Raw genomic sequence first — 19,436 nt, forward strand, 5'->3', positions numbered from 1 at the left:
TCAATCCCTTTTACACAGGTCGGTTCTCCTGCATCCCTCACAATAGCCAAACAGGACCGAGCGGCGTATATCCGGCTCAAACCCGTGTTCCCTGCAGATATGTTCCATAAAATCATCCAGTTTAGAACATTCCAGTGGAATAAACCGGCCGCACCCTAAACACACCAGCTTTCCCGGTTTTCTCAACTCTTCATCACCGGCGTAACAGTACCGTATCTTGGATCCATCCTCCATGGGAAGCTTCATCACCTTCCCGTCCTCAGCCAAACGCTCCAGGGCCCGGTATACGGTGGTCTGCCCCACCTGTACCCCTTCCTGCCGCAGGAGGTCCATCAACTGGTCCACGGTAAGGAACCATGACTTCTGCTGTTTTAAGACATCTAAGATCGTGATCTGCTGCTTTGTCCTGTATCTGCCTCTCTCTCCCATTATCCACCTCTGAATTTGAAATTGATTTCTATTTTATATTATATTCCTTGTTTCCATGATGTCAAGTTTTTGGCAAAAGTATACGATTTATGCCCATATATTTTTGTCAATTATGCACAATAGATGTTAAATAATTTTTAGGATTTTTCCTATAGACTAAAAATTTTTTAGGTATTATAATATATACCATGATAACAATTTAATAAATCTTTTGCCATTATGTATATCCTGGGGATTGGCCCAGAGTCTCTACCAACTACCGAAAAGAGTTGACTACATATCTTATGTAGTCAGCTCTTTTTTTCTATTTGTGTTAAGAATCCATATCCCTTTATTCACTAAGGATATATCTATTGGCAAAATACAATGCGAGGAGGAAATCTAAAAATGAATATTGTAGGGCAGCAAATGAAACGTGTTGATGCTTACGGAAAGGTGACCGGAGAGGCCAAATACACGGCGGATCTGGAGCCCCGGGACATTCTTCACGGAAGGGTCGTGCACTCTACCATCGCCAATGGCCGGGTTAAAAGTTTTGATCTGACCGAGGCTTACAAAGTGCCGGGAGTTGTTAAGATCGTCACCTGTTTTGATGTGCCTGACTGCCAGTTTCCCACCGCTGGCCATCCATGGAGCGTGGAGACCAAACATCAGGATATCTGTGACCGCAAGCTCTTAAATGAACGCATCAGGCTGTATGGGGATGATATTGCGGCCATTGTGGCTGAAGACGAGGTTGCCGCTTCCCAGGCGGCGCGTCTGGTCAAGGTGGAGTACGAGGAGTACGAGCCCATTGTCACCGTAGAAGCAGCCATGGCTGAGGGAGCCCCCCCGCTGCACCCTGATCTCAGAAAGGACAATGTGATCGTCCACTCCCACATGACCATGGGAGCCAGCGGCTTTACATATAAGGAAGGGCTTAAAAAGGCGGAGGAAACCTACGGACAGGAACAGATCGTTGCCATAGAGACAGAGTATGACACTCCCCGTATTTCCCACTGCCATATTGAGCTTCCTGTCTCTTGGGCTTATGTGGATACCAACGGCAAGATCACCGTTGTAGCCTCCACCCAGATCCCCCACATTGTCAGGCGTTGTACGGCGCAGGCCCTGGGCGTTCCCATCGGCAGAGTGCGCATCATCAAGCCATACATTGGCGGCGGATTTGGAAACAAGCAGGATGTGCTCTATGAACCCCTGAACGCGTTCCTCTCACTTTCCGTGGGCGGCAGGCCGGTGAGGCTGGAGATCAGCCGTGAGGAGACCATTTCCGGAACCCGCACCCGCCACGCCATCAAGGGACTGTGCAAAGCGGTCCTGACAAAGGAAGGGCGTGTTCTGGCAAGACAGCTGGACGCCTATGCCAACAACGGAGGATATGCCTCCCATGGCCATGCGATCTGCGCCAACTGCGGCAATGTGTTTAAGGACCTGTACAGGGATGAGCTGGGAGCTGAGATCGACTGTTCCACTGTATATACCTCCTCTCCCACCGCGGGAGCCATGAGAGGTTACGGGATCCCGCAGGCAGCGTGGTTTGCGGAATGTCTGGCGGATGACATGGCCTGGGCCATCGGCATGGATCCCTGTGAATTCAGGATAAAAAACTGCATGGAGGATGGGTTTGTGGATCCGGCTAACGGTATCACCTTCCACTCCTACGGTTTGAAGAAATGTATCGAGGCGGGAAGAAAGCATATCCGCTGGGATGAGAAATGGAACGCGTACAGGAATCAGACCGGTCCGGTCCGCAAGGGCGTGGGCATGGCGATCTTCTGTTATAAGACAGGCGTACACCCCATTTCCCTGGAAACGGCTTCCGCACGTATGGTATTAAACCAGGACGGTTCCATCCAGCTGTGCATGGGTGCCACGGAGATCGGCCAGGGAGCCGATACCGTGTTCACACAGATGGCATCTGAAACCACGGGCATCTCCTATGATCAGGTATACATTGTATCCACCCAGGATACGGATACCACTCCCTTTGACACCGGCGCCTACGCATCCCGCCAGACCTATGTGTCCGGCATGGCATTAAAGAAATGCGCCGAGGAGTTCAGGCACAAGATCCTTGACTATGCAGCTTACATGCTGAACCACGACATCACCGACCTGTCAAAGACCGTGTACGCGCAGATCGTAAAGGATGCCGGATGCCGGCTCAGGGAAGCGCTGGGTCTTCATAAGGACGAGGAAGTCACTGAGGATATGCTGGATATCGTAAACAGTAAGGTAGTGGTATGCGGCGGCGCGCCGGAGCTCTTTGACGTGGGCGTGGTGGCTGACACTGCATTTTATTCCCTGGAGCGTTCCGTACATATCACCGCAGAGGTCACAAACCAGTGCAAGCAGAATACATTTTCCTCGGGCTGCTGTTTTGTGGAAATAGAGGTGGATATCCCCCTGGGCCTTGTGACGGTCACGGATATCATCAATGTCCATGATTCAGGCGTCCTGATCAACCCGCAGACAGCCCGGGCACAGGTCCACGGCGGCATGAGCATGGGGCTTGGGTACGGACTTTCCGAAGAGCTTCTGGTGGATGAAAAGACCGGAAAACCATTAAACAACAACCTGCTGGATTATAAGATCCCCACAGCCATGGACACACCTGACCTGAACGTGGAGTTCATCCAGCTGGAAGACCCCACCGGACCTTACGGAAATAAATCCCTGGGTGAACCCCCCGCGATCCCGGTGGCCCCCGCCATCCGGAACGCGATCTTAAATGCAACCGGTGTGCACATGGATGTAAACCCCATGACAGCCCAGAGGCTGATCGAGAAATTCAAAGAAAAAGGTCTGATATAAGGAGAAAGCTATGTTTGACATTAAATCATTTTATGAGGCAAAGAGTGTGGAAGATGCCATCAATGCCCTTGTGAAGGATCCTGATGCGGAAATCATCAGCGGGGGCACCGATGTGCTGATACGCGTAAGGGAAGGCAAGGACGCGGGACGGTCCGTGGTATCCATCCATAATATAGAGGAACTAAAGGGCGTGAAGCTGTTGGAGAACGGCGATCTGTGGATCGGGGCAGGCACTTCATTTTCCCATATCACCAATGACCCCCTGATCCAGAGATACATTCCCATGCTTGGGGAAGCCGTGGACATGGTAGGCGGTCCCCAGATCCGCAACACGGGAACTATTGGGGGAAATATCTGCAACGGAGCAACCTCTGCCGACTCTGCTTCCACCATGTGGACCCTGGAAGCGGATGTGGTGCTGGAAGGCCCTGATGGCCGGAGGATCGTGCCTGTGTGTGAGTTTTATACAGGCCCGGGCAGAACGGTCCGCGACCGGTGCGAGGTCTGTACCTGCTTTCTGATCCATCCTGAAAGCTATGTGGGATGGACCGGCCATTATATGAAATACGGAAAGCGCAAGGCCATGGAGATCGCCACCCTGGGCTGTGCGGTCAGGGTAAAGCTTTCAGAGGATAAGAAACGGATCGAGGATGTGAGGCTGGGTTACGGCGTAGCCGGCCCTACGCCCCTGCGATGCAGGAAAGCCGAGGAAGCCCTAAAGGGCTGTGAGGTCACTGACAGCGAGGCAATCCTTGAATTTGGAAGAGATGCGCTCACTGAGGTAAACCCACGTTCCTCATGGAGGGCTTCCAAGGAATTCAGGCTTCAGCTCATTGAGGAGCTGTCAAAACGCGCCCTGGTGGAAGCTATAAAAATTGCAGGAGGTAAGGTCAATGCTTAAGATTGTGCATATGAAAGTAAATGGAAAGGATGTGGAGCTGGCAGTGGATGAGCGTGAATCCCTGCTGGATACCCTGCGCCAGCGCATGGGGCTCACATCTGTAAAAAAGGGCTGCGAAGTCGGGGAATGCGGCGCCTGTACCGTGCTGGTCAACGGGGAAGCCATTGACAGCTGTATCTATATGACTCTGTGGGCAGAAGGAAAAAGCGTCATGACAGTGGAAGGATTAAAGGGGCCAAACGGGGAACTGTCTCCTATCCAGAAGGCATTTATCGAGGAAGCCGCGGTACAGTGCGGATTCTGTACGCCGGGCCTGATCATGAGCGCGGTTGAGATCGTGGGAACAGGCAAAAAATATAACAGGGAAGAATTAAAGAAATTGATTTCCGGGCATTTGTGCAGATGTACGGGATATGAAAATATCCTTAATGCAATGGAGAGAATCGTGGAAGAGGTATATCAGATCAGCCATAAAACAAATTCCTAACAAAAACAGGGGGTAACAAAATCATGAACAACAGTGCAAATTGCAGCATCAACAATATCTATAAACTGGAGGGCCGGGTGCCTCTTGGCAAGGCCATTCCCTTTGGGCTTCAGCACATATTGGCCATGTTCGTTTCCAACCTTGCGCCTATCACCATCATATGCGGAGCAGCACAGCCGGCCTTAAGCCAGGCCCAGACCGCTCTCCTGCTCCAGAACGCCATGTTCGTTGCAGGTATCGCAACCCTGGTCCAGCTTTATCCCATCTGGCGGATCGGCTCCAAGCTTCCCGTGGTCATGGGTGTCAGCTTTACCTTTGTAACTGTGTTGAGCACCATTGCAGCCAATTACGGATATCCTTCCGTTGTGGGCGCCGTACTCATAGGCGGCCTCTTTGAAGGCACACTGGGTCTTCTGGCAAAATACTGGCGCAAGATCATCACTCCTGTTGTTGCTGCTTCTGTTGTAACAGCCATTGGATTTTCTCTTTTTACCGTGGGCGCCAGGTCATTTGGCGGCGGCTATGCAGATGATTTCGGCTCTGCCGAAAACCTGATGTTAGGCACCGTCACACTGCTCACCTGTCTTTTATGGAATATTCTTGCAAAGGGGTATTTAAAGCAGCTCTCCGTCCTGGCAGGGCTGATCGTGGGATATGTGATCGCCATTTTCCTCGGAAAGGTGGACTTAAGCCTGATCATGTCCGGCGGGATCATTGCTTTCCCAACCATACTCCCCTTTATGCCTGAGTTCCATGCAGGCGCCATCATATCCGCCTGTATTATTTTCCTGGTGTCGGCAGCTGAGACCATCGGGGACACCTCGGCTCTCGTATCAGGCGGCTTAAACCGCGAGATCACAGGCAAGGAGATCTCCGGCTCCCTGGCCTGTGACGGGTACTGTTCCGCAGTATCCACCCTGTTCGGATGTCCTCCGGTCACATCCTTTTCACAGAATGTGGGCCTGATCGCCATGACAAAGGTGGTGAACCGCTTCACCATCATGACCGGTGCGGCCTGTATGATCCTGGCCGGCCTGCTTCCGCCCGTGGGCAACTTTTTTGCCTCCCTTCCTCAGGCAGTGCTGGGCGGATGTACCATCATGATGTTTGGATCCATCCTCACATCCGGTGTCCAGATGATTGCAAAATCCGGATTTTCCCAGAGGAACATCACCATTGTCTCCCTGTCACTGGCAGTGGGTATTGGGTTCACAACCGCCAGTGAGATCGGCATCTGGGACATTTTCCCGGAGCTTGTCCAGTCTGTCTTCTCAGCCAACGTGGTAGCTGTCGTGTTCGTGGTGTCCGTGTTCTTAAGCCTTGTGCTTCCCAAGGATATGGACATAAAAATGCTGGAAGAACAGTAAAAATGCCGAAAGAGCAGTAAACCGGCAGAAAACTCCTTTTACGCAGTGTTGTTCGGCCTGCATAAAAGGAGTTTTTTCATGGGGTTGGATAGGCGATCTTTAACGTATCGCCATCCAGTGATACGCCCTTGCTGCGGACAATGGGAAGTTTCTGTTGGGCGGAAAAACCAATGGTCTCCCCGTCCCGGAGGACCACATCCTCATCCAGCACATAGCAGACCAGATTCAGCAGGAAATCCCGCAGTTCCCGGGGATCCGCCACGGCCTCCAGAATTTCCATCTCATCTTTTCCAAAGGATTTCATACCGTAGGTATATGTGTTCCATCCCTTCTCCGTCTGGTACAGCCCGAAATAGATCCAGTTAAGGATGGGAAGCCCTCCGTCCCTGAGCATCTCCGATGCGTCCAGATAGAATTGAGGCTGGAATACAGTGCCGCTGGTATAGATGCCCAGCACATTCTTCTGCCGGCACAGGGCCGCAAGCACCTTGACAAACAGCTTTCCCCGCTCCAGTACCGGGGCGTCTTTCCCCATAATCGCAACGATCAGCTGGGCCTGGTGTGTTTTGACAATCTCCACTGCCTCCGGCCACATATAGTTGTTGGCCGCATGTATCTCCGCTTCCTTATCCGGAACAGGGACATCCATCAGTGCTGCCATCACCCGCATATTGCTGACGTTAAAGAGCATCACGTCCTCTGCGTGATCGCTGCCTCCGGCGTCATCCTCCGCCTCATCTTCCTCCGCGTTCGCCTCCGCGTTCACCTCCGCGTCCTCCTCTTCCACGCATTCAATTCCCCACATTAACTCCATGTCTGACTTGAATTGGGATCGATCCCACATGGGACCGGCCAGCAGGACAAAGCCAACAAAGGAACCTGTTTCCTCCTCCCTGTCCTGGTTCAGGCCCTCCTCCCCTTCCTGAACTTCCAGTCCCTGATCCGATGCTTGTTTCCTGACCGCATTGATCAGCCCTTCTTTTTTCCTGGCCTTGGCGCTGAATGCAGCATGTATGCTCATGTCTCCTCCTTTTTCAGGCAGATACTGCCCACATTGCGGCGGTATGTATGGAAAAATGCCTCTTTGACCGGGACATTCCCCAATACCTCCAGGGCTGCCTGAAGCACTTGATCCAGATTCCAGGCAATAAAGTCCAGATAACCCAGGGAAACGCCGGTAGCCCCTCCTGTAAACGTCACTGCATCTCCTGCCTTGGCAGATATCTTCTGCTCCATCTCATCCCGAAGGTCCAGTATCTGATCCCTGGCAATTCCATCCAGCGGATACCAGAAAAAGCCAGGAACCGCCCCATCCATATGAAAATCCTCTATGATCTCATCATCCCCCTGATAATAGGCTCTGGGAATAGGCAGGCAGGACGTGACACCTGCGAACACATCCTCCCGCAGAGACCAGTCCTCCTCCCCCGAGGGAGTCATCTCATAAGCGCTGTACCATGTGCACAGTTCATCAGCCGTCACCAGTTCCCTGTCCCTGCTTATATACTCCATCAGTTCGTCCAGGCAGAACTCCTCCCCCTGCCCCGGCTCCTCCAACAAGTCCATATATCCGATATACCGGATGGCAGGAATCTCCCCTATGGCCTGGTCCAGCAGCACGGTCATCAAACCATATGCCTGGTTCTCATTCTTTTTCACAAGGGGAAGCAGCTTTTCACAGTATATGGAAAGACCCAGCTGCTTGTCCTTCAGTTCCTCCACCCAAACCCGGGCATCGGAAAGCCCAATGGTCCTGTCATACATCCTCAGTTCAAACCCCTTGGCAGGCTGCCGTCCAATCAGGATATTCCAATGGTCAAATACTTTCTCAGGTGCATGGTTTTTAAAATACACCAGCTTAAACAGCCGGCTCCTATCGCCATCCGGCGACAGGATCAGGTCATATTTGTCCCCATTAAAACCAATCTCAAAAAACGGCCGGTAAAACGCAGGGGCAAGCAGCTGATGACACCGTTCTGCCACAGCCTCCCCATCCTTCCTGTCATCTATCATTGCCCGCAGCCCTGCCTCCCCGTCCAGGAATGACTCCCATCCCTCCCGGGTCCTCTCACTGAAAGGCTTCATGGAATTGGGCAGGGTAAGGCTCCTGCTGCACTGTTGGATCAGCGACTGGGTATCCTCATCCCCGGGCCTGAGTTCCAGTGCTTTCTCAAAGTAGGATCTGGCCTTTAACTCCTGGTCCAGGTAATAAAGGGCATAACCCATTCTGAAATTCCAGTCATGGTCCTGCACAAATTGATCTTCCACTGATTTAAGAAGTGCTGCCGCCTTTTCAAACAGATCCCTGTCCTCCGGCGATGCAAGATTATTATAGGCACGGGCCAGCTGGCTGATCAGATCCGGCGTCTGCTGTGTCTGGGGAAGGGCCTCAATTGCATCAATGATCTGCTGGTACTGCTCCTCCTCATGCCATTTTTTAATTTTCTCCTGAAAGGCAGACGGAGCTTGGGTGCGGTCTCTTCTGATGGGGCTCATAGTCTTTATACCTCCGTATTTTCTTTGTGTGCTCCCGAAGTCTCCTGATACTCAGATTTGCGAGATGATTTTTTGTCAGTTGTGCGTAAATTTATGAGGCGTACACGATGTGTACGTTGAATCAATTTGTGTGCGGCTGGCGGGAAATCGGCCGCAAAGGTGGGTGACGGGGAGACTTCAAGAATACACCTTTCTCTCATTATACACCCGGGGCAAAGGAAAGGATAGTAAAAAACTGGGGAGAAGCAGATCGATCTGCCTCTCCCCTTGTCTATCCTTGCTGCTAAATCCTTCATTTATCGTGCCATACGTTGAGACGGGAGCTCCGTTACAGCGGGATCAGTCATCATCACGGTCGTTGTGATCGTCATCATCATGGTCGTCATCATCTTCATCATCATGGTCGTCATCATAGCGGTCATCATCTTCATCATCATGGTCGTCATCATCTTCATCATCATAACGGCCATCATTATCATCATCACGGTCCATATCCACAATTTCTCCTGTGACAGCGTTTAAATCAACCTCATATGCCACACCGTTTATCACTACTTCTATTTCATACACGCCGTCATCCAGCTCATATTCCTTGATCTTCAGATCACCTGCGGTCAGCCCCAGCTGCTCCAGCACCATCTTCTCAGCCGTCTCCCTATCTATATATCCTTTATCATTCAGCGCATGGAGCCCAACGACCTTGACATACACATCAATATCCCTGCTTTCCACCACATCCCGAACCCCTTTTTCTATTTCCTTCATAAAATTATCATTCGGATACCGGGATCCTTTTTCAGCCTTGATCACCAGACTGTTCTTAGAGGAGGCTGTCTCCCTGTCAAACCATCCCTTTTCATCCAGGCGCCTTACCAGACGCTTCACAGCATCCTTGCAATCCTCACCGAGATAGCCGTCCTGCCCATCTAAAAAGTCTTTCCCTGCCCGGTCGATCCCTTTTATTTCCAGCACATCTCCATCTCTGTCATATGCAATGGATATATCAGGCCCTGCACTTACAAGAATACGGCCTTTTACCTCCTTCCGGTTTGTCTGCGCCTTATGCCATGTTGCTCCCATTGCCACATTTCCTGCTCCCACGGTCCCTGCCGCCAAAATGGCGGCACACATGAACACTGCTGCTTTTTTCAATCTCACCTCTAACATAGTCATCGTTCCTCCTTGTTCGGATCTTTATTTCTGTTTACATTCATAGACTACGGATACAAAATTGTAAAAACGGGGTAGCAGAAACTTTTTATAATATTTTTTAGGGAAAAATTAAATTGGCGCTGAAATTCCGCCAAAACCTCCATTTTATTCCTCTCCCGCTTTGATCCGCAGACGGCTTATACCAAAAAAGAGTCTTTGTTCCATCCGGCAACTGCCTGACGTACAATGACTCTCTTTTTGCCCGTATACGCGCTCACCCTGTTAATCCGGACAAGTCTGAAATCCTCTCTGTAAAATATCTTCCTGCAGCTGTACACGGCTGCTCTTCCTGAAAATTATTTAATCATCATCATCATTGTCTTCTTCATGGTCATTGTCCCGGCCATTGTCTCTATCGGCCCGGTCATCATCTCTATCGTCACGGTCGTCATCTCTATCGTCTTGGTCATCATCCTCATTATCACGGTCGTCATCTCTATCGTCTTGGTCATCATCCCTATCGTCACGGTCGTCATCCCTATCGTCTTGGTCATCATCCCCATTATCACGGTCGTCATCTCTATCGTCTTGGTCATCATCCCCATCATCACGGTCGTCATCTCTATCGTCTTGGTCATCATCCCCATCGTTATAGCCGTCATCATCACGGTCATCGTCATCCAGGCCGTCATCATCATGTTTTTTATTCCGCTCCTCCTGACGGCTGCTCTCTGTTGCAACCGGCGCGGCGACCGGATGCACGGATGGCGTGGGATGGTGCGCGGTTGAGGCCGGTGCCTGGCTGGCCGGTGTTTCCGGTATGGTTTCTTCCTCCGCTGCCCCAATCTTTATCTCCACGCGCATTCGCCCTTCCAGCATATGGCTGAGACCGGAGCTGATGGCGTTTTCCCTTTTATCCTTCCACCCGGCGCTGCCCTGGGCTTTGACCGACACAGTGCCTCCGTCCTTTAGATACCCCATTTCCACAGCCCGCTCAACCAGGAGCTGTGTCATTTCCTCTGAATTCTTTCCTTTATAAGAAACCTGGTCGATCAGCCGGATCCCATCCTCATTCAGTCCCTCCAGGCCAACCACCCGGTCCGTATAGCTGACCGACATCATCACGTCCGGATTGATCCTGAGTTCCACGGTTCCATAGGTCATAAAGCAGGCTCCATAGGTTCCTCCCCCAAGAATAGCCGCGCATAGACAGGCCGCTATCATAAGAGGCGCCAGTCTGAAGCGCAGAGGAACGGTCTGGGTGCGCCGGGCGATCACATGATCCACCTTCTGCCCTGCTTCATATCCCATATTGGCAACTTTGATCATACGCCCGGCCTGGTCCAGTACAATGGCATAAGCGGGATGGCATTCCATTACAAGATACATCATGTCTGTTCCTCCTTTCCTCCGGAAATCTGGCAGAGATGTCCCCGGATCATCTCATATCCATTGGTGTACGCAAGCAGTATGGCTACCAGATAAATCCGGTGCCGCTCCAGCGTCTTTCTGGGCACCCCGGAAGCAGCCGCAAGTTCAGCCATGGGAAGACGTTTACTTTTCATCAGGCGGTCCAACAGCTGGGGCTGTCCCTTTGCCGCCTTAAGCACCTTATGGCAGGCACTGAGAGTGCGGTCCTGTTTGGGACAATTATCAGCCACATCCGATAGGGTCAGACCGTATTCCAAAAGATTCCTGCCAAATTCTTCCAGTTCCTCCTTTGTAGCCTCCCTTATGGTCCAGTCATCCATGGCATCCCCCTCATCTGCAAGCTTATCTGAAAGGGCCGGGCCATCCTCCTCCCCCAGGGGGGTATCATAGGAAATAATCCCCTTGTGGCGCTCCTCCTTCCGGTAGTAATCGATCAACCGGTTGCGGATCGCTGCGGCAGCATAGGAAAGAAAGGATCCCCTCCCCTTCTCATACCCCTGGATCGCTTCATAGAACGCAAACATAGCAATGCTCAGTTCATCATCCCTCCCGCCTGAGGGTGTGCTGTGGTTAAACTTTGCTGTCTCAGACCGTATAAAATTCATATACGCGGCGATCAGTTCATCTGCGGCCTTAGAATCCTTTTTTGCCTGCCGCACCATACGAACGATCCCATGCTCCTCCCCCATACTGCCACCTCCATTTACAGTAGTATACGCAGCCACCTTTTAACTTTCGGGGTAATCTGTAAAAGATCTTATTTTGATTATATCAGATACAGCGAAGAAGCAGGCACCTTTTTTGCGGAAAGAGGGAGGAACGGTATTCCCGCGGCTATAAGAGGTCCCACTAAATTCAGATCATCCACACAAAATGCTCCCGGTGCAATGCTAATAAAATACTTCTTTTCCCGGCCGGCATTAAACCCATTGATCTTCCCGCTATACCGGCAAAATACCTGCTCATGTTCCGCCCTTGTAACCCCTGGCGTAACGTAAACAGGGGATTGGCAGACCACACACATAAAGATAACCTGCCGACCGGGAAGGACCTGGAACATATACGATCTACTGTTCCGGGCCTTAGGGGCCAGCAGGTTATTTTTTAGGTCAACTTTTTATCTTCAACGTGCCTGAAACAAAAAGATTAAGAATTTAAACCATTTTCCTCATGGGCGCGGTCCTTTTTCCACACGCGGTAAATGGAGATAAGCAGAGGAATCACCACGGCGAACAGGGCCACGTTGCCAAGCATCACATATCCCTTCTGAACAATGGCCACCAGGCCCACACTGGATATCAGCCAGCAGGTCAGCAAAAAGCCCATGGACAGAATAAAGAATTTTGCCTTGTGGCTGAACCTTTCAGTTTTCCACACAGCGGCCCAGCGGTTGGAGAAGTTGTATGTAAAGCTGGGGGCAGTGGATACCACGGCCAGTACCACAACCACCCAATAGATGGCGGTAAGCACGGCAGGCAGGTACTGCCTGCAGATCAGCAGGATGGGCGTACCCGATATGATTTCAGGCATAAAGGGAAGCACAATGGCGCCGGTCATGGCAAACAGGAGTGTAACCAGCAGGCCGATGGTGATGCCGGAGCCAATGGCATCCTTCTTGCCCCGGATCTGGTCGGAGTAGTTGCTAAGAGTGGATCCCCAGGACGAGCAGGTCATGCAATAGGAAAAGAACATGGAAAAATGGGCGGTCACAGTCGTGCCGGTCCAATCCATACCAATGTCAAAATTTCCGATGCGCTCCATCAGCACGGGCCCCCGGATGCTGATCACAGCCACCAGGATGGATACCAGTGACATAATCAGGGATACGGTCATCAGCGTGTTGAATCTGCGAAGGAACGCGGCGCCGTAGATGCTCAGTACTGCGAACAGCAGAACGCCAAAGATACTGGCGATCACGGAAGGGATGCCAAGCAGGACGTTCATCAGTTCGGAGAAAAGGGCAACGGTAGCCGCCACGGTCACTAGTCCCATCATCATGGTATAAAGGTCAAAGAATACAGTGACAATGCCTTTTAAAACCGGGTTGGCATCAGGTTTGTGCAGGCCGTAAAGGGCCAGATAATAGGCATTGTAATTGGTGATCTTATAAGCACGGACAAAGTTCAGCCCAACACCGCAGAAAAAGGACATGGCTGCAAAGAACATGAGCAGCCACACCAGGGCCCAGCCTCCGCCCAGTGTAACGATGTAGGTGGAGGCATAGACACCGGAGGCCATATTGGCGCCGCAGAAGGTACCAAACATAAGAGCGCCAAGACCAAACCAAATAGAAAATGTTTTTACGAAACCGTTTTTTTCTTTCTGTTGCATGATCATTCTCCTCACAAAATCATGATTGTTCAGTTTCTCTCTCCTTATCTTGCCGCGTACTCAATGGCCGCCTGACGTACCCATTCCAGGCGGGAATCGTCAATGTCATTGGGAACCGTGCAGTCGGCGCCCAGCATAATGCCAACCTGTCCGCATTCATCTAAGATCTTCCACGCCGCTTCCTTTACCTCCTGTTCCGTTCCCTTGTAAATGACAGTGTCCTGTGCAAAGCCTCCGAAGACAGGTTTGCCGCCAAACAGCTTTTTGCCCTCGCTGAGGGATACTCCCTCCACATACACGGCGATATTGACAGCGGCTGCCTCAAAGTCCGTAAACAGATCCAGGTGGTTGGCACGGCCGTGATAGCCGCAAATGTGCAGCAGATTGATCTTGCTCAGTTTGTTGGCGCTTTTCATTACTTCCTTTTCATAGGGCGCCACATAGGTACGGTAGAAGTCATCATTAAAGAAGTTGGACTGGTTATTGACACTCATGTAGATACCGTCCACGCCCCCCTCTCTGATCAGCATTTCATTGATGGCTGAGATTCCGTCACACAGGTTCTTCATTGCGGCGGCAACAGCGTCCGGGGCTTCGTCTATGAACTTCAGCATTCTGGACTCATCGCCTTCACCGGGGATGCCTCCTATACACAGGCTGTTGCGCAGCACCACGGATGGGGAAAAACCAGTGGCGTATACAGGAGCGTCCGAGTCCTCATAGAATGCCCGCACCCGTCTGGTAAGCTCCAGGGATTTCATGGCAAAGGCTGAGTCGGAAGCAGGCGCCTGAACCTTACGTAAATCGTCTGATGTTTTTACAAAGGAGACATCTACAGGCATAATCATCAGGGTGTCATTCATAATTTTGATCACATCAGGGTCAAACTTCTCCCTGGCCAGTTTGTGCCCTATGATATTTCGCTCAAAGGCTTCCTGGTTTTCCATGCCTTTGCCCCACTCGCCAGGAGGACAGAAATGATGGAAAAACGCCACGGGGACGCGGTCTACGGGGTTGTTTTCCAAGAAGTTCATGAATCTTTCACGTTTGGTCATAAAATATCTCCTCTTTTCAATTTTATTTGACAAATATGTCAGAAATATAATATCATATAGACAAGATTTTGTATAATATATAAAAAATCCAGCCATATGAAAAAAATCTATAATGACAGAAACATAAAGGTATCGGATATAAAAAATATGGACGACAGAACAAGGGAGGGGATATTATGAAAATAAAAGTGCTGGAATATTTCATCACTCTGGCGGAAGCAAAATCCATTAACGAGGCAGCGCAGAAATTATATATTACACAGCCCAGCCTGACAAAGGCACTGCAGCTGTTTGAGAAGGAAATCGGTGTTTCTCTCTTCTGCCGGGCCCAGTCCGGCATTACGCTCACAGAAGCAGGTAAAAAGATTCTGCCCGAGGCAAAACAGATTATGGAATATTACGATGGATGGCTGAATCTGGCGGAACAGGATTTTTTAAGAACAGTAGACGTGTATGCCCATACATCCCTCTCGGGCTTTCTCTTTCCGGACATCATTCTGCATTTTAAAGAAATATATTCAGATTTGAACATTAATTACACCACGGTCCCATGTCCGGAAGCATATCTGTCCCACGATATCCGGAAACCGGTAATCGCCCTGGCGATCTGCGAGGAAGGGGAAACGTGCAAAGCACACCAGAATATAGGTGGGAAGGGATACGAGCAGCTCCCGCTGCTGCAGGGAGAATATGGATGTCTTGTCAATAAAAACGGCCCCCTTGCCAAACGCCGGTCCATTGCGCTGGAGGAGTTAAAGACCCATTATTATTTCATTGCCCCAAATCTTCAGGAAATGGTCGAAAAGCCGGGATTTATGTCAACCGTGCTTCAAGACACCGTTAACACGATTTCCTCCCACAAGATGGTTCAGGTGGAAACCGTGTCCAATGTGATAGAACTGCTTCAGAAATACCCGGAAGGGTACGTAATCGCCTGTTATCCGGCCTGTAACCGCTATGCCGGCGTAGCCAGCGGAGATCTGATCTACATCCCCTTACAAGGCTATGAGGCAAAGGTTAACATATGTCTGTTTTACGAAAAGCAGGCGTATCATCAGTACCCGGTTCTGAGAGAATTGATTAAAACCATAACGGATGCGTCAGCCCGGTTTATGGAGGAACACAGGAGCCGGTTCTGACGCAGAACTATTGAATCCCTTTTAACAGTCTTAATCCAATGCCTCGTTCAGTTCCTGTGTTCCTGGCAGTACAAACCGCCCCTGGCAGATAATAGAAATCTCGCTGCCGTCCTCCCTCACTGCCTTTATGTCTCCCAGTTCAGAGTATGGGATGGTAATATCCGTATGGCAGCTGAAGTAAGCCTTTGACATATCCTCCCTGCGCAGAAGGGATATCTCATTATCCCTGGCAATCACTTCCTTGCCGTCCGGGTTGTACATGGGTGAATCCTCCGCAAAGCTGTAGCAGGTATCCCCCACTGCAAAATGGGGGCCCATCTTTTCAGCGATCAGAATGGGCAGCTTATCACCAATGCCGAATTTCTGCGCCATGGCATACGCCACCGTGTTGGTGCCGATGGCAAATTCTCCCAGGGGCAGCCACTCATGCCCCTGCATGATCACCTGCTTTACAAGCGCCCTGCCCTGAGCCTCCTCCCGGGCATCTTCCCCTTCCCGGGTGAAATTGCCGCAGGAATAATCCGTAACCTTCCCATCCTCAAACCGGATGCGCAGGTTTTTAAACTGGTAATCTCCCACATAGACATTGCTCACATGAAGCAGCCCTTCTGTGCCTGTGAGCAGGGGGGATGTAAATACCTCACCCAATGGGATGTTCACATCGGATACGCAGTTTTCAAAGTTGCTCTCCCTTTTCCTGTCCCCCAGAGGATGGAGCACCACCTTCATACAGGTCTCATTGTCTCCCCTGCCCGTGATCAGCACATGGACGGCCTCGTCCAGGGCATCGATGATGCACTGCTGGATCCGCTGGTATTTCCCATAATCCAGAGTGTTAAGCTCTATGGTCTCCCGGAAGATCTCCTCAAAGTCAGGGCCGATATCCGGCTTAGGGAATGCGATGATGGTAAAACTGGTTTCGTCCCCGGGCATATACTGGTTCACGATCCGCCTGGATTCATTGGCGTAAGCCACCATCAGCTCCTCCTGATGGGCGTTAAGCTTCAGGGCTGTCTTCTTGTTCACGGGCGCAAAGCCTTCCTCCCCAAAGGTCTCCACCAAAGCAGGGCCGGCACACCAGGACGCTTCTTCCCGGAACTCCTCATAGGCTGCTTTCAGCACGGCGAGCTTGCGCTCCTTAAATGCATTGCCCATATATAAAGCGCTGTCGTAGCGGTGGTCGTAATCATACTGACGGTTGGCAGGTGTGCCGTAATAGCCCCGCTTTCCGTTGGCCCGCCGGTTCACGGATTCCACCGCTGCCCGGTAGAAAACCACCTCCAGGCCCATGGCCTTAAAACTAGCCGCCGCCCTTCGGATCATGCGCTCAAATCCCAGCTGGAATTCCACCACCACGGTCTTTTTCTTCTTCAGGTCCCTGCCCATGACCTCAAATCCCTTGCGATACCCTTCCGTATAGGTATCCGCCATCCGGTCAATGGTCTCCTGTGGAAGGGTATTCATAAAGGAAGCCAGCTTAAGGTCACTGTCCGCCACATACTCCCCGTACCTGTAAAGGTAACGCAGGTCGCTCAGATTACTTTCCATGATAATGTCAGCTGCAAAGGAAAGCCCCGGGTCCACTCCCTCCCTCACCCGCCATGTTACGGTAAGGTCCGAGTAATCGCTGACAAACCAGTACAGCGCGTCCTGGACGGCCTGTTTATCCGGAATATCCGCCCCGTCCTCCCAGGCAAGGGAAAACAGGTTGTATACCTCCAGGAACAGCTCACTTAAGATCGTGATATTGGTCAGCCGCATCTCATAGGCATACACGATATCCGCCCTGATCTCCGTATAGAGAAATGACAGCAGCTGCCCTACTCCATCCCCCAGCTGCTCCACGGCATAGTCCGGGTTCGCATAGCTCTCCCCATAGGATCCGGGCAGGATATCCTGATACAAGGCCCGGTTCTCAGCCTGAAGCTGCTCCAGGCTCATACTGTCCCGGCCCCCCTGCATCCTGCCCTCCACCAGCTTCCCGATCTGGTCTATAAAAGCAGCGGTTTTCTTAAAATAACTGCCGTAAGGCAGCCTCATCTCCTCCGTTTCCATGGACCTGATTCGCTCCATGGAAAGCTGGTAGCGTTCCCTTACGGCATCATTTTCTTCCTGTAATAATATTCTGTAATCCATCTGCATCAACTCCTATCTATCTCATAAGCCCGGTAATGATGATAACTACCCATATGATCAGCAGCACCAGGCCAATACTGATACCAATCTTTGCCAGTATGTAATTACGTTCTTTTTCACGGAATGACAGCAGCCCGTACCACAGGCCCATCAGGGCCGCCATAATGCTGGCAAAACCCAACGCCCCTGTGTTCAGGCCGCCCTGTCCCGCCTGGGACACCGACAGATACATACTGGTGCCGGCCAGGGCAAGGCTCAAGACAGCAAGCACCAGACAGTAATAGCTGTTCCTTGCAAAGGGGTTTCTCACATAAGATACCTTATCCCCAACATACTTCACTTTGTCAACCTCCTGTGTCTTATCTTAACACGTGTATACTGCACAAAACGGTATATCACATAACCAAGAGCAGCTCCCAGGGTATTGAGCTGCATATCGTCCACATCAAAGCTTCCCACACGGAAGATGAGCTGCAGGGTTTCCAGCATCAGGCTGAAACCAAATCCCAGCATGACTGTGTTGTACCATTTCTTGCTCCTCCTGCTGATAATGGGCAGGAAAAAGCCAAAGGGTAAGAATGCCGCCACATTTCCAACCATATTAATAAGGAAAAGCAAAGGACCAATGGTATTATAATACCTGAAATACCTGGATATCTCTTTAAAGGGCACCAGATTGTACTGGTAGCCCCTGTTGGTATCCGTCCGGCCAAAGCTCTCCGAAAAAAACATAAAATAGGCCAGCAGGCACAGGTACAATATGAACAGCACCCATCCCAGCTTCTGGCGCTTTGTTGTATTTCTGATCATTGGCAGCCCCGCTTACTAGAATTCAATCTCTGATTTACGTTTCAGAAGCAGCGCGCCGTTTATAATGGAAATAATTCCCACGGTCAGTCCGGTCACTGCTATGATGACTCCGATCGCAATGCATCCGGCTCCCGTATTGCGCATTGTCTTATAAACTCTCTCCATATTCATCGCCTTTCCAACATGTTGATTGCCAGTTATTCTGCCTGTGCACCATATTGCTGATAATAAGCATCAATGGCTGCCTTTATCTGATCGTTGATGACTATGCTTCCCTCACACTCTCTGTTGTAAAGGTGTTCTACCACATCCTTCATGGATACGATGGCTGCTGTGGGGAATCCGTATAGATCCTTGATCTCAGCCAGGGCGCTCTTTGTTCCCTTGCCCCGCTCACAGCGGTCCAGGGACACGATCAGTCCCTTGATCTCAACATCCCCCTGTGCTTTCAGGATAGGGAAGGTCTCCTCAATGGATTTTCCAGAAGTGGTCACATCCTCGATGATCATCACCCGGTCCCCGTCTTTTACCGGACTTCCAAGAAGGATCCCCGTATCCCCATGGTCCTTCACTTCCTTGCGGTTGGAGCAGTAGCGGATATCCTTTCCATACAGATCGCTGATGGCCATGGTGGTTGCAACACTTAAGGGGATTCCTTTGTAGGCCGGCCCGAAGAGCACGTCAAAATCCAGTCCGAAATTGTCATGGATGGCCTTTGCATAGTACTCACCCAGCTTCTTTAACTGGGTACCTGTAACATAACTTCCCGCGTTCATAAAAAACGGAGACTTGCGTCCGCTCTTCAGTGTGAAATCACCAAACTTAAGTACCTTGCTTTCCACCATAAATTCAATAAATTCCTGCTTATAGCTCTCCATATATTATATC

General features: G+C 50.9%; 18 protein-coding genes and 1 riboswitch. Of the genes, 5 read left to right on the forward strand and 13 right to left on the reverse strand.

Annotation, left to right across the window (positions count from 1 at the left end; translation table 11 throughout):
* The gene (locus tag ABID13_RS14865) at positions 1-429 is read right to left on the reverse strand and encodes a Fur family transcriptional regulator (RefSeq protein ID WP_007859452.1); all 429 of its coding nucleotides are present in this window, start codon (positions 427-429) and stop codon (positions 1-3) included.
* Positions 430-628: 199 nt separating this feature from the next.
* A riboswitch (purine riboswitch) is annotated at positions 629-725 on the forward strand.
* Positions 726-816: 91 nt separating this feature from the next.
* Here ABID13_RS14865 and xdhA point away from each other — a divergent pair.
* Genes xdhA through ABID13_RS14885 form a run of 4 tightly spaced genes read left to right on the forward strand, consistent with a single transcriptional unit; the run spans position 817 to position 5,998 of the window.
* Positions 817-3,243, forward strand: a complete 2,427-nt coding sequence (xdhA, locus tag ABID13_RS14870; protein WP_048930879.1) for a xanthine dehydrogenase subunit XdhA — start codon at positions 817-819, stop codon at positions 3,241-3,243.
* Positions 3,244-3,253: 10 nt separating this feature from the next.
* On the forward strand, positions 3,254-4,144 hold the full coding sequence (gene xdhB, locus ABID13_RS14875) for a xanthine dehydrogenase subunit XdhB (RefSeq protein WP_007859454.1): 891 nt from the start codon (positions 3,254-3,256) through the stop codon (positions 4,142-4,144).
* The gene (xdhC, locus tag ABID13_RS14880) at positions 4,137-4,631 is read left to right on the forward strand and encodes a xanthine dehydrogenase subunit XdhC (protein WP_007859455.1); all 495 of its coding nucleotides are present in this window, start codon (positions 4,137-4,139) and stop codon (positions 4,629-4,631) included. The genes xdhB and xdhC overlap by 8 nt, the downstream gene beginning before the upstream one ends.
* 23 nt (positions 4,632-4,654) lie before the next feature.
* Positions 4,655-5,998 carry a uracil-xanthine permease family protein gene (locus tag ABID13_RS14885; protein ID WP_007859456.1) on the forward strand — a complete coding sequence of 448 codons (1,344 nt, stop codon included), beginning with the start codon at positions 4,655-4,657 and terminating at the stop codon, positions 5,996-5,998.
* 76 nt (positions 5,999-6,074) lie between these two features.
* On the opposite strand, the gene ABID13_RS14890 is transcribed toward ABID13_RS14885, so the two are convergent.
* The 7 genes from ABID13_RS14890 to ABID13_RS14920 form a co-directional block, all read right to left on the reverse strand.
* A complete protein-coding gene (locus ABID13_RS14890) occupies positions 6,075-7,019 on the reverse strand; it encodes a DUF4261 domain-containing protein (protein WP_048930878.1) in 945 nt (314 codons plus the stop codon).
* The gene (locus tag ABID13_RS14895; RefSeq protein WP_048930877.1) at positions 7,016-8,494 is read right to left on the reverse strand and encodes a hypothetical protein; all 1,479 of its coding nucleotides are present in this window, start codon (positions 8,492-8,494) and stop codon (positions 7,016-7,018) included. The genes ABID13_RS14890 and ABID13_RS14895 overlap by 4 nt, the downstream gene beginning before the upstream one ends.
* 339 nt (positions 8,495-8,833) lie before the next feature.
* On the reverse strand, positions 8,834-9,661 hold the full coding sequence (locus ABID13_RS14900; RefSeq protein WP_048930876.1) for a PepSY domain-containing protein: 828 nt from the start codon (positions 9,659-9,661) through the stop codon (positions 8,834-8,836).
* 345 nt (positions 9,662-10,006) lie between these two features.
* The gene (locus ABID13_RS14905) at positions 10,007-11,038 is read right to left on the reverse strand and encodes an anti-sigma-I factor RsgI family protein (RefSeq protein ID WP_048930875.1); all 1,032 of its coding nucleotides are present in this window, start codon (positions 11,036-11,038) and stop codon (positions 10,007-10,009) included.
* Complete coding sequence (locus ABID13_RS14910; protein ID WP_007859462.1) at positions 11,035-11,766, reverse strand: sigma-70 family RNA polymerase sigma factor; 732 nt, start codon at positions 11,764-11,766, stop codon at positions 11,035-11,037. Before ABID13_RS14910 ends, ABID13_RS14905 begins: the two co-directional genes overlap by 4 nt.
* 457 nt (positions 11,767-12,223) lie before the next feature.
* A complete protein-coding gene (locus ABID13_RS14915; RefSeq protein WP_007859464.1) occupies positions 12,224-13,408 on the reverse strand; it encodes a hypothetical protein in 1,185 nt (394 codons plus the stop codon).
* 44 nt (positions 13,409-13,452) lie between these two features.
* On the reverse strand, positions 13,453-14,463 hold the full coding sequence (locus tag ABID13_RS14920; protein ID WP_156200184.1) for a uroporphyrinogen decarboxylase family protein: 1,011 nt from the start codon (positions 14,461-14,463) through the stop codon (positions 13,453-13,455).
* Between the two features lie 176 nt (positions 14,464-14,639).
* Here ABID13_RS14920 and ABID13_RS14925 point away from each other — a divergent pair, with 176 nt between their 5' ends.
* The gene (locus ABID13_RS14925; RefSeq protein WP_007859467.1) at positions 14,640-15,602 is read left to right on the forward strand and encodes a LysR family transcriptional regulator; all 963 of its coding nucleotides are present in this window, start codon (positions 14,640-14,642) and stop codon (positions 15,600-15,602) included.
* A 30-nt stretch (positions 15,603-15,632) separates the two neighbouring features.
* On the opposite strand, the gene ABID13_RS14930 is transcribed toward ABID13_RS14925, so the two are convergent.
* From ABID13_RS14930 to pyrE, 5 genes are read right to left on the reverse strand one after another with little or no spacing between them, the layout of a single operon-like run.
* The gene (locus tag ABID13_RS14930) at positions 15,633-17,738 is read right to left on the reverse strand and encodes an aminopeptidase (RefSeq protein ID WP_007859469.1); all 2,106 of its coding nucleotides are present in this window, start codon (positions 17,736-17,738) and stop codon (positions 15,633-15,635) included.
* A 16-nt stretch (positions 17,739-17,754) separates the two neighbouring features.
* Positions 17,755-18,078, reverse strand: coding sequence for a DUF6142 family protein (locus ABID13_RS14935; RefSeq protein ID WP_007859471.1), 324 nt, complete (start codon positions 18,076-18,078; stop codon positions 17,755-17,757).
* Entirely contained in the window at positions 18,075-18,548 is a 474-nt protein-coding gene (locus ABID13_RS14940) for a VanZ family protein (RefSeq protein WP_007859473.1), read from the reverse strand. The genes ABID13_RS14935 and ABID13_RS14940 overlap by 4 nt, the downstream gene beginning before the upstream one ends.
* Before the next feature lie 15 nt (positions 18,549-18,563).
* The gene (locus ABID13_RS14945) at positions 18,564-18,713 is read right to left on the reverse strand and encodes a hypothetical protein (RefSeq protein ID WP_040415522.1); all 150 of its coding nucleotides are present in this window, start codon (positions 18,711-18,713) and stop codon (positions 18,564-18,566) included.
* Positions 18,714-18,745: 32 nt separating this feature from the next.
* Positions 18,746-19,426 (reverse strand): orotate phosphoribosyltransferase, encoded by a 681-nt coding sequence (gene pyrE / locus ABID13_RS14950; RefSeq protein ID WP_007859479.1) that lies wholly within the window; start codon positions 19,424-19,426, stop codon positions 18,746-18,748.
* Positions 19,427-19,436: the final 10 nt, after the last annotated feature.

Origin of the sequence: Enterocloster citroniae, from assembly GCF_040545455.1 — a bacterium.
GTDB classification, from domain to species: Bacteria; Bacillota; Clostridia; order Lachnospirales; family Lachnospiraceae; genus Enterocloster; species Enterocloster citroniae.

What these genes read in the sequence shown, in the direction of transcription:
- xdhB (WP_007859454.1), top strand. Translation starts at nt 3,254, where the DNA reads ATGTTTGACATTAAATCATTTTATGAGGCAAAGAGTGTGGAAGATGCC.
- ABID13_RS14890 (WP_048930878.1), bottom strand. Translation starts at nt 7,019, where the DNA reads ATGAGCATACATGCTGCATTCAGCGCCAAGGCCAGGAAAAAAGAAGGG.
- ABID13_RS14920 (WP_156200184.1), bottom strand. Translation starts at nt 14,463, where the DNA reads ATGACCAAACGTGAAAGATTCATGAACTTCTTGGAAAACAACCCCGTA.
- ABID13_RS14930 (WP_007859469.1), bottom strand. Translation starts at nt 17,738, where the DNA reads ATGGATTACAGAATATTATTACAGGAAGAAAATGATGCCGTAAGGGAA.
- ABID13_RS14885 (WP_007859456.1), top strand. Translation starts at nt 4,655, where the DNA reads ATGAACAACAGTGCAAATTGCAGCATCAACAATATCTATAAACTGGAG.
- ABID13_RS14865 (WP_007859452.1), bottom strand. Translation starts at nt 429, where the DNA reads ATGGGAGAGAGAGGCAGATACAGGACAAAGCAGCAGATCACGATCTTA.
- ABID13_RS14895 (WP_048930877.1), bottom strand. Translation starts at nt 8,494, where the DNA reads ATGAGCCCCATCAGAAGAGACCGCACCCAAGCTCCGTCTGCCTTTCAG.
- ABID13_RS14900 (WP_048930876.1), bottom strand. Translation starts at nt 9,661, where the DNA reads ATGTTAGAGGTGAGATTGAAAAAAGCAGCAGTGTTCATGTGTGCCGCC.
- ABID13_RS14940 (WP_007859473.1), bottom strand. Translation starts at nt 18,548, where the DNA reads ATGATCAGAAATACAACAAAGCGCCAGAAGCTGGGATGGGTGCTGTTC.
- ABID13_RS14945 (WP_040415522.1), bottom strand. Translation starts at nt 18,713, where the DNA reads ATGGAGAGAGTTTATAAGACAATGCGCAATACGGGAGCCGGATGCATT.
- ABID13_RS14915 (WP_007859464.1), bottom strand. Translation starts at nt 13,408, where the DNA reads ATGCAACAGAAAGAAAAAAACGGTTTCGTAAAAACATTTTCTATTTGG.
- ABID13_RS14925 (WP_007859467.1), top strand. Translation starts at nt 14,640, where the DNA reads ATGAAAATAAAAGTGCTGGAATATTTCATCACTCTGGCGGAAGCAAAA.
- pyrE (WP_007859479.1), bottom strand. Translation starts at nt 19,426, where the DNA reads ATGGAGAGCTATAAGCAGGAATTTATTGAATTTATGGTGGAAAGCAAG.
- ABID13_RS14910 (WP_007859462.1), bottom strand. Translation starts at nt 11,766, where the DNA reads ATGGGGGAGGAGCATGGGATCGTTCGTATGGTGCGGCAGGCAAAAAAG.
- xdhC (WP_007859455.1), top strand. Translation starts at nt 4,137, where the DNA reads ATGCTTAAGATTGTGCATATGAAAGTAAATGGAAAGGATGTGGAGCTG.
- ABID13_RS14905 (WP_048930875.1), bottom strand. Translation starts at nt 11,038, where the DNA reads ATGATGTATCTTGTAATGGAATGCCATCCCGCTTATGCCATTGTACTG.
- xdhA (WP_048930879.1), top strand. Translation starts at nt 817, where the DNA reads ATGAATATTGTAGGGCAGCAAATGAAACGTGTTGATGCTTACGGAAAG.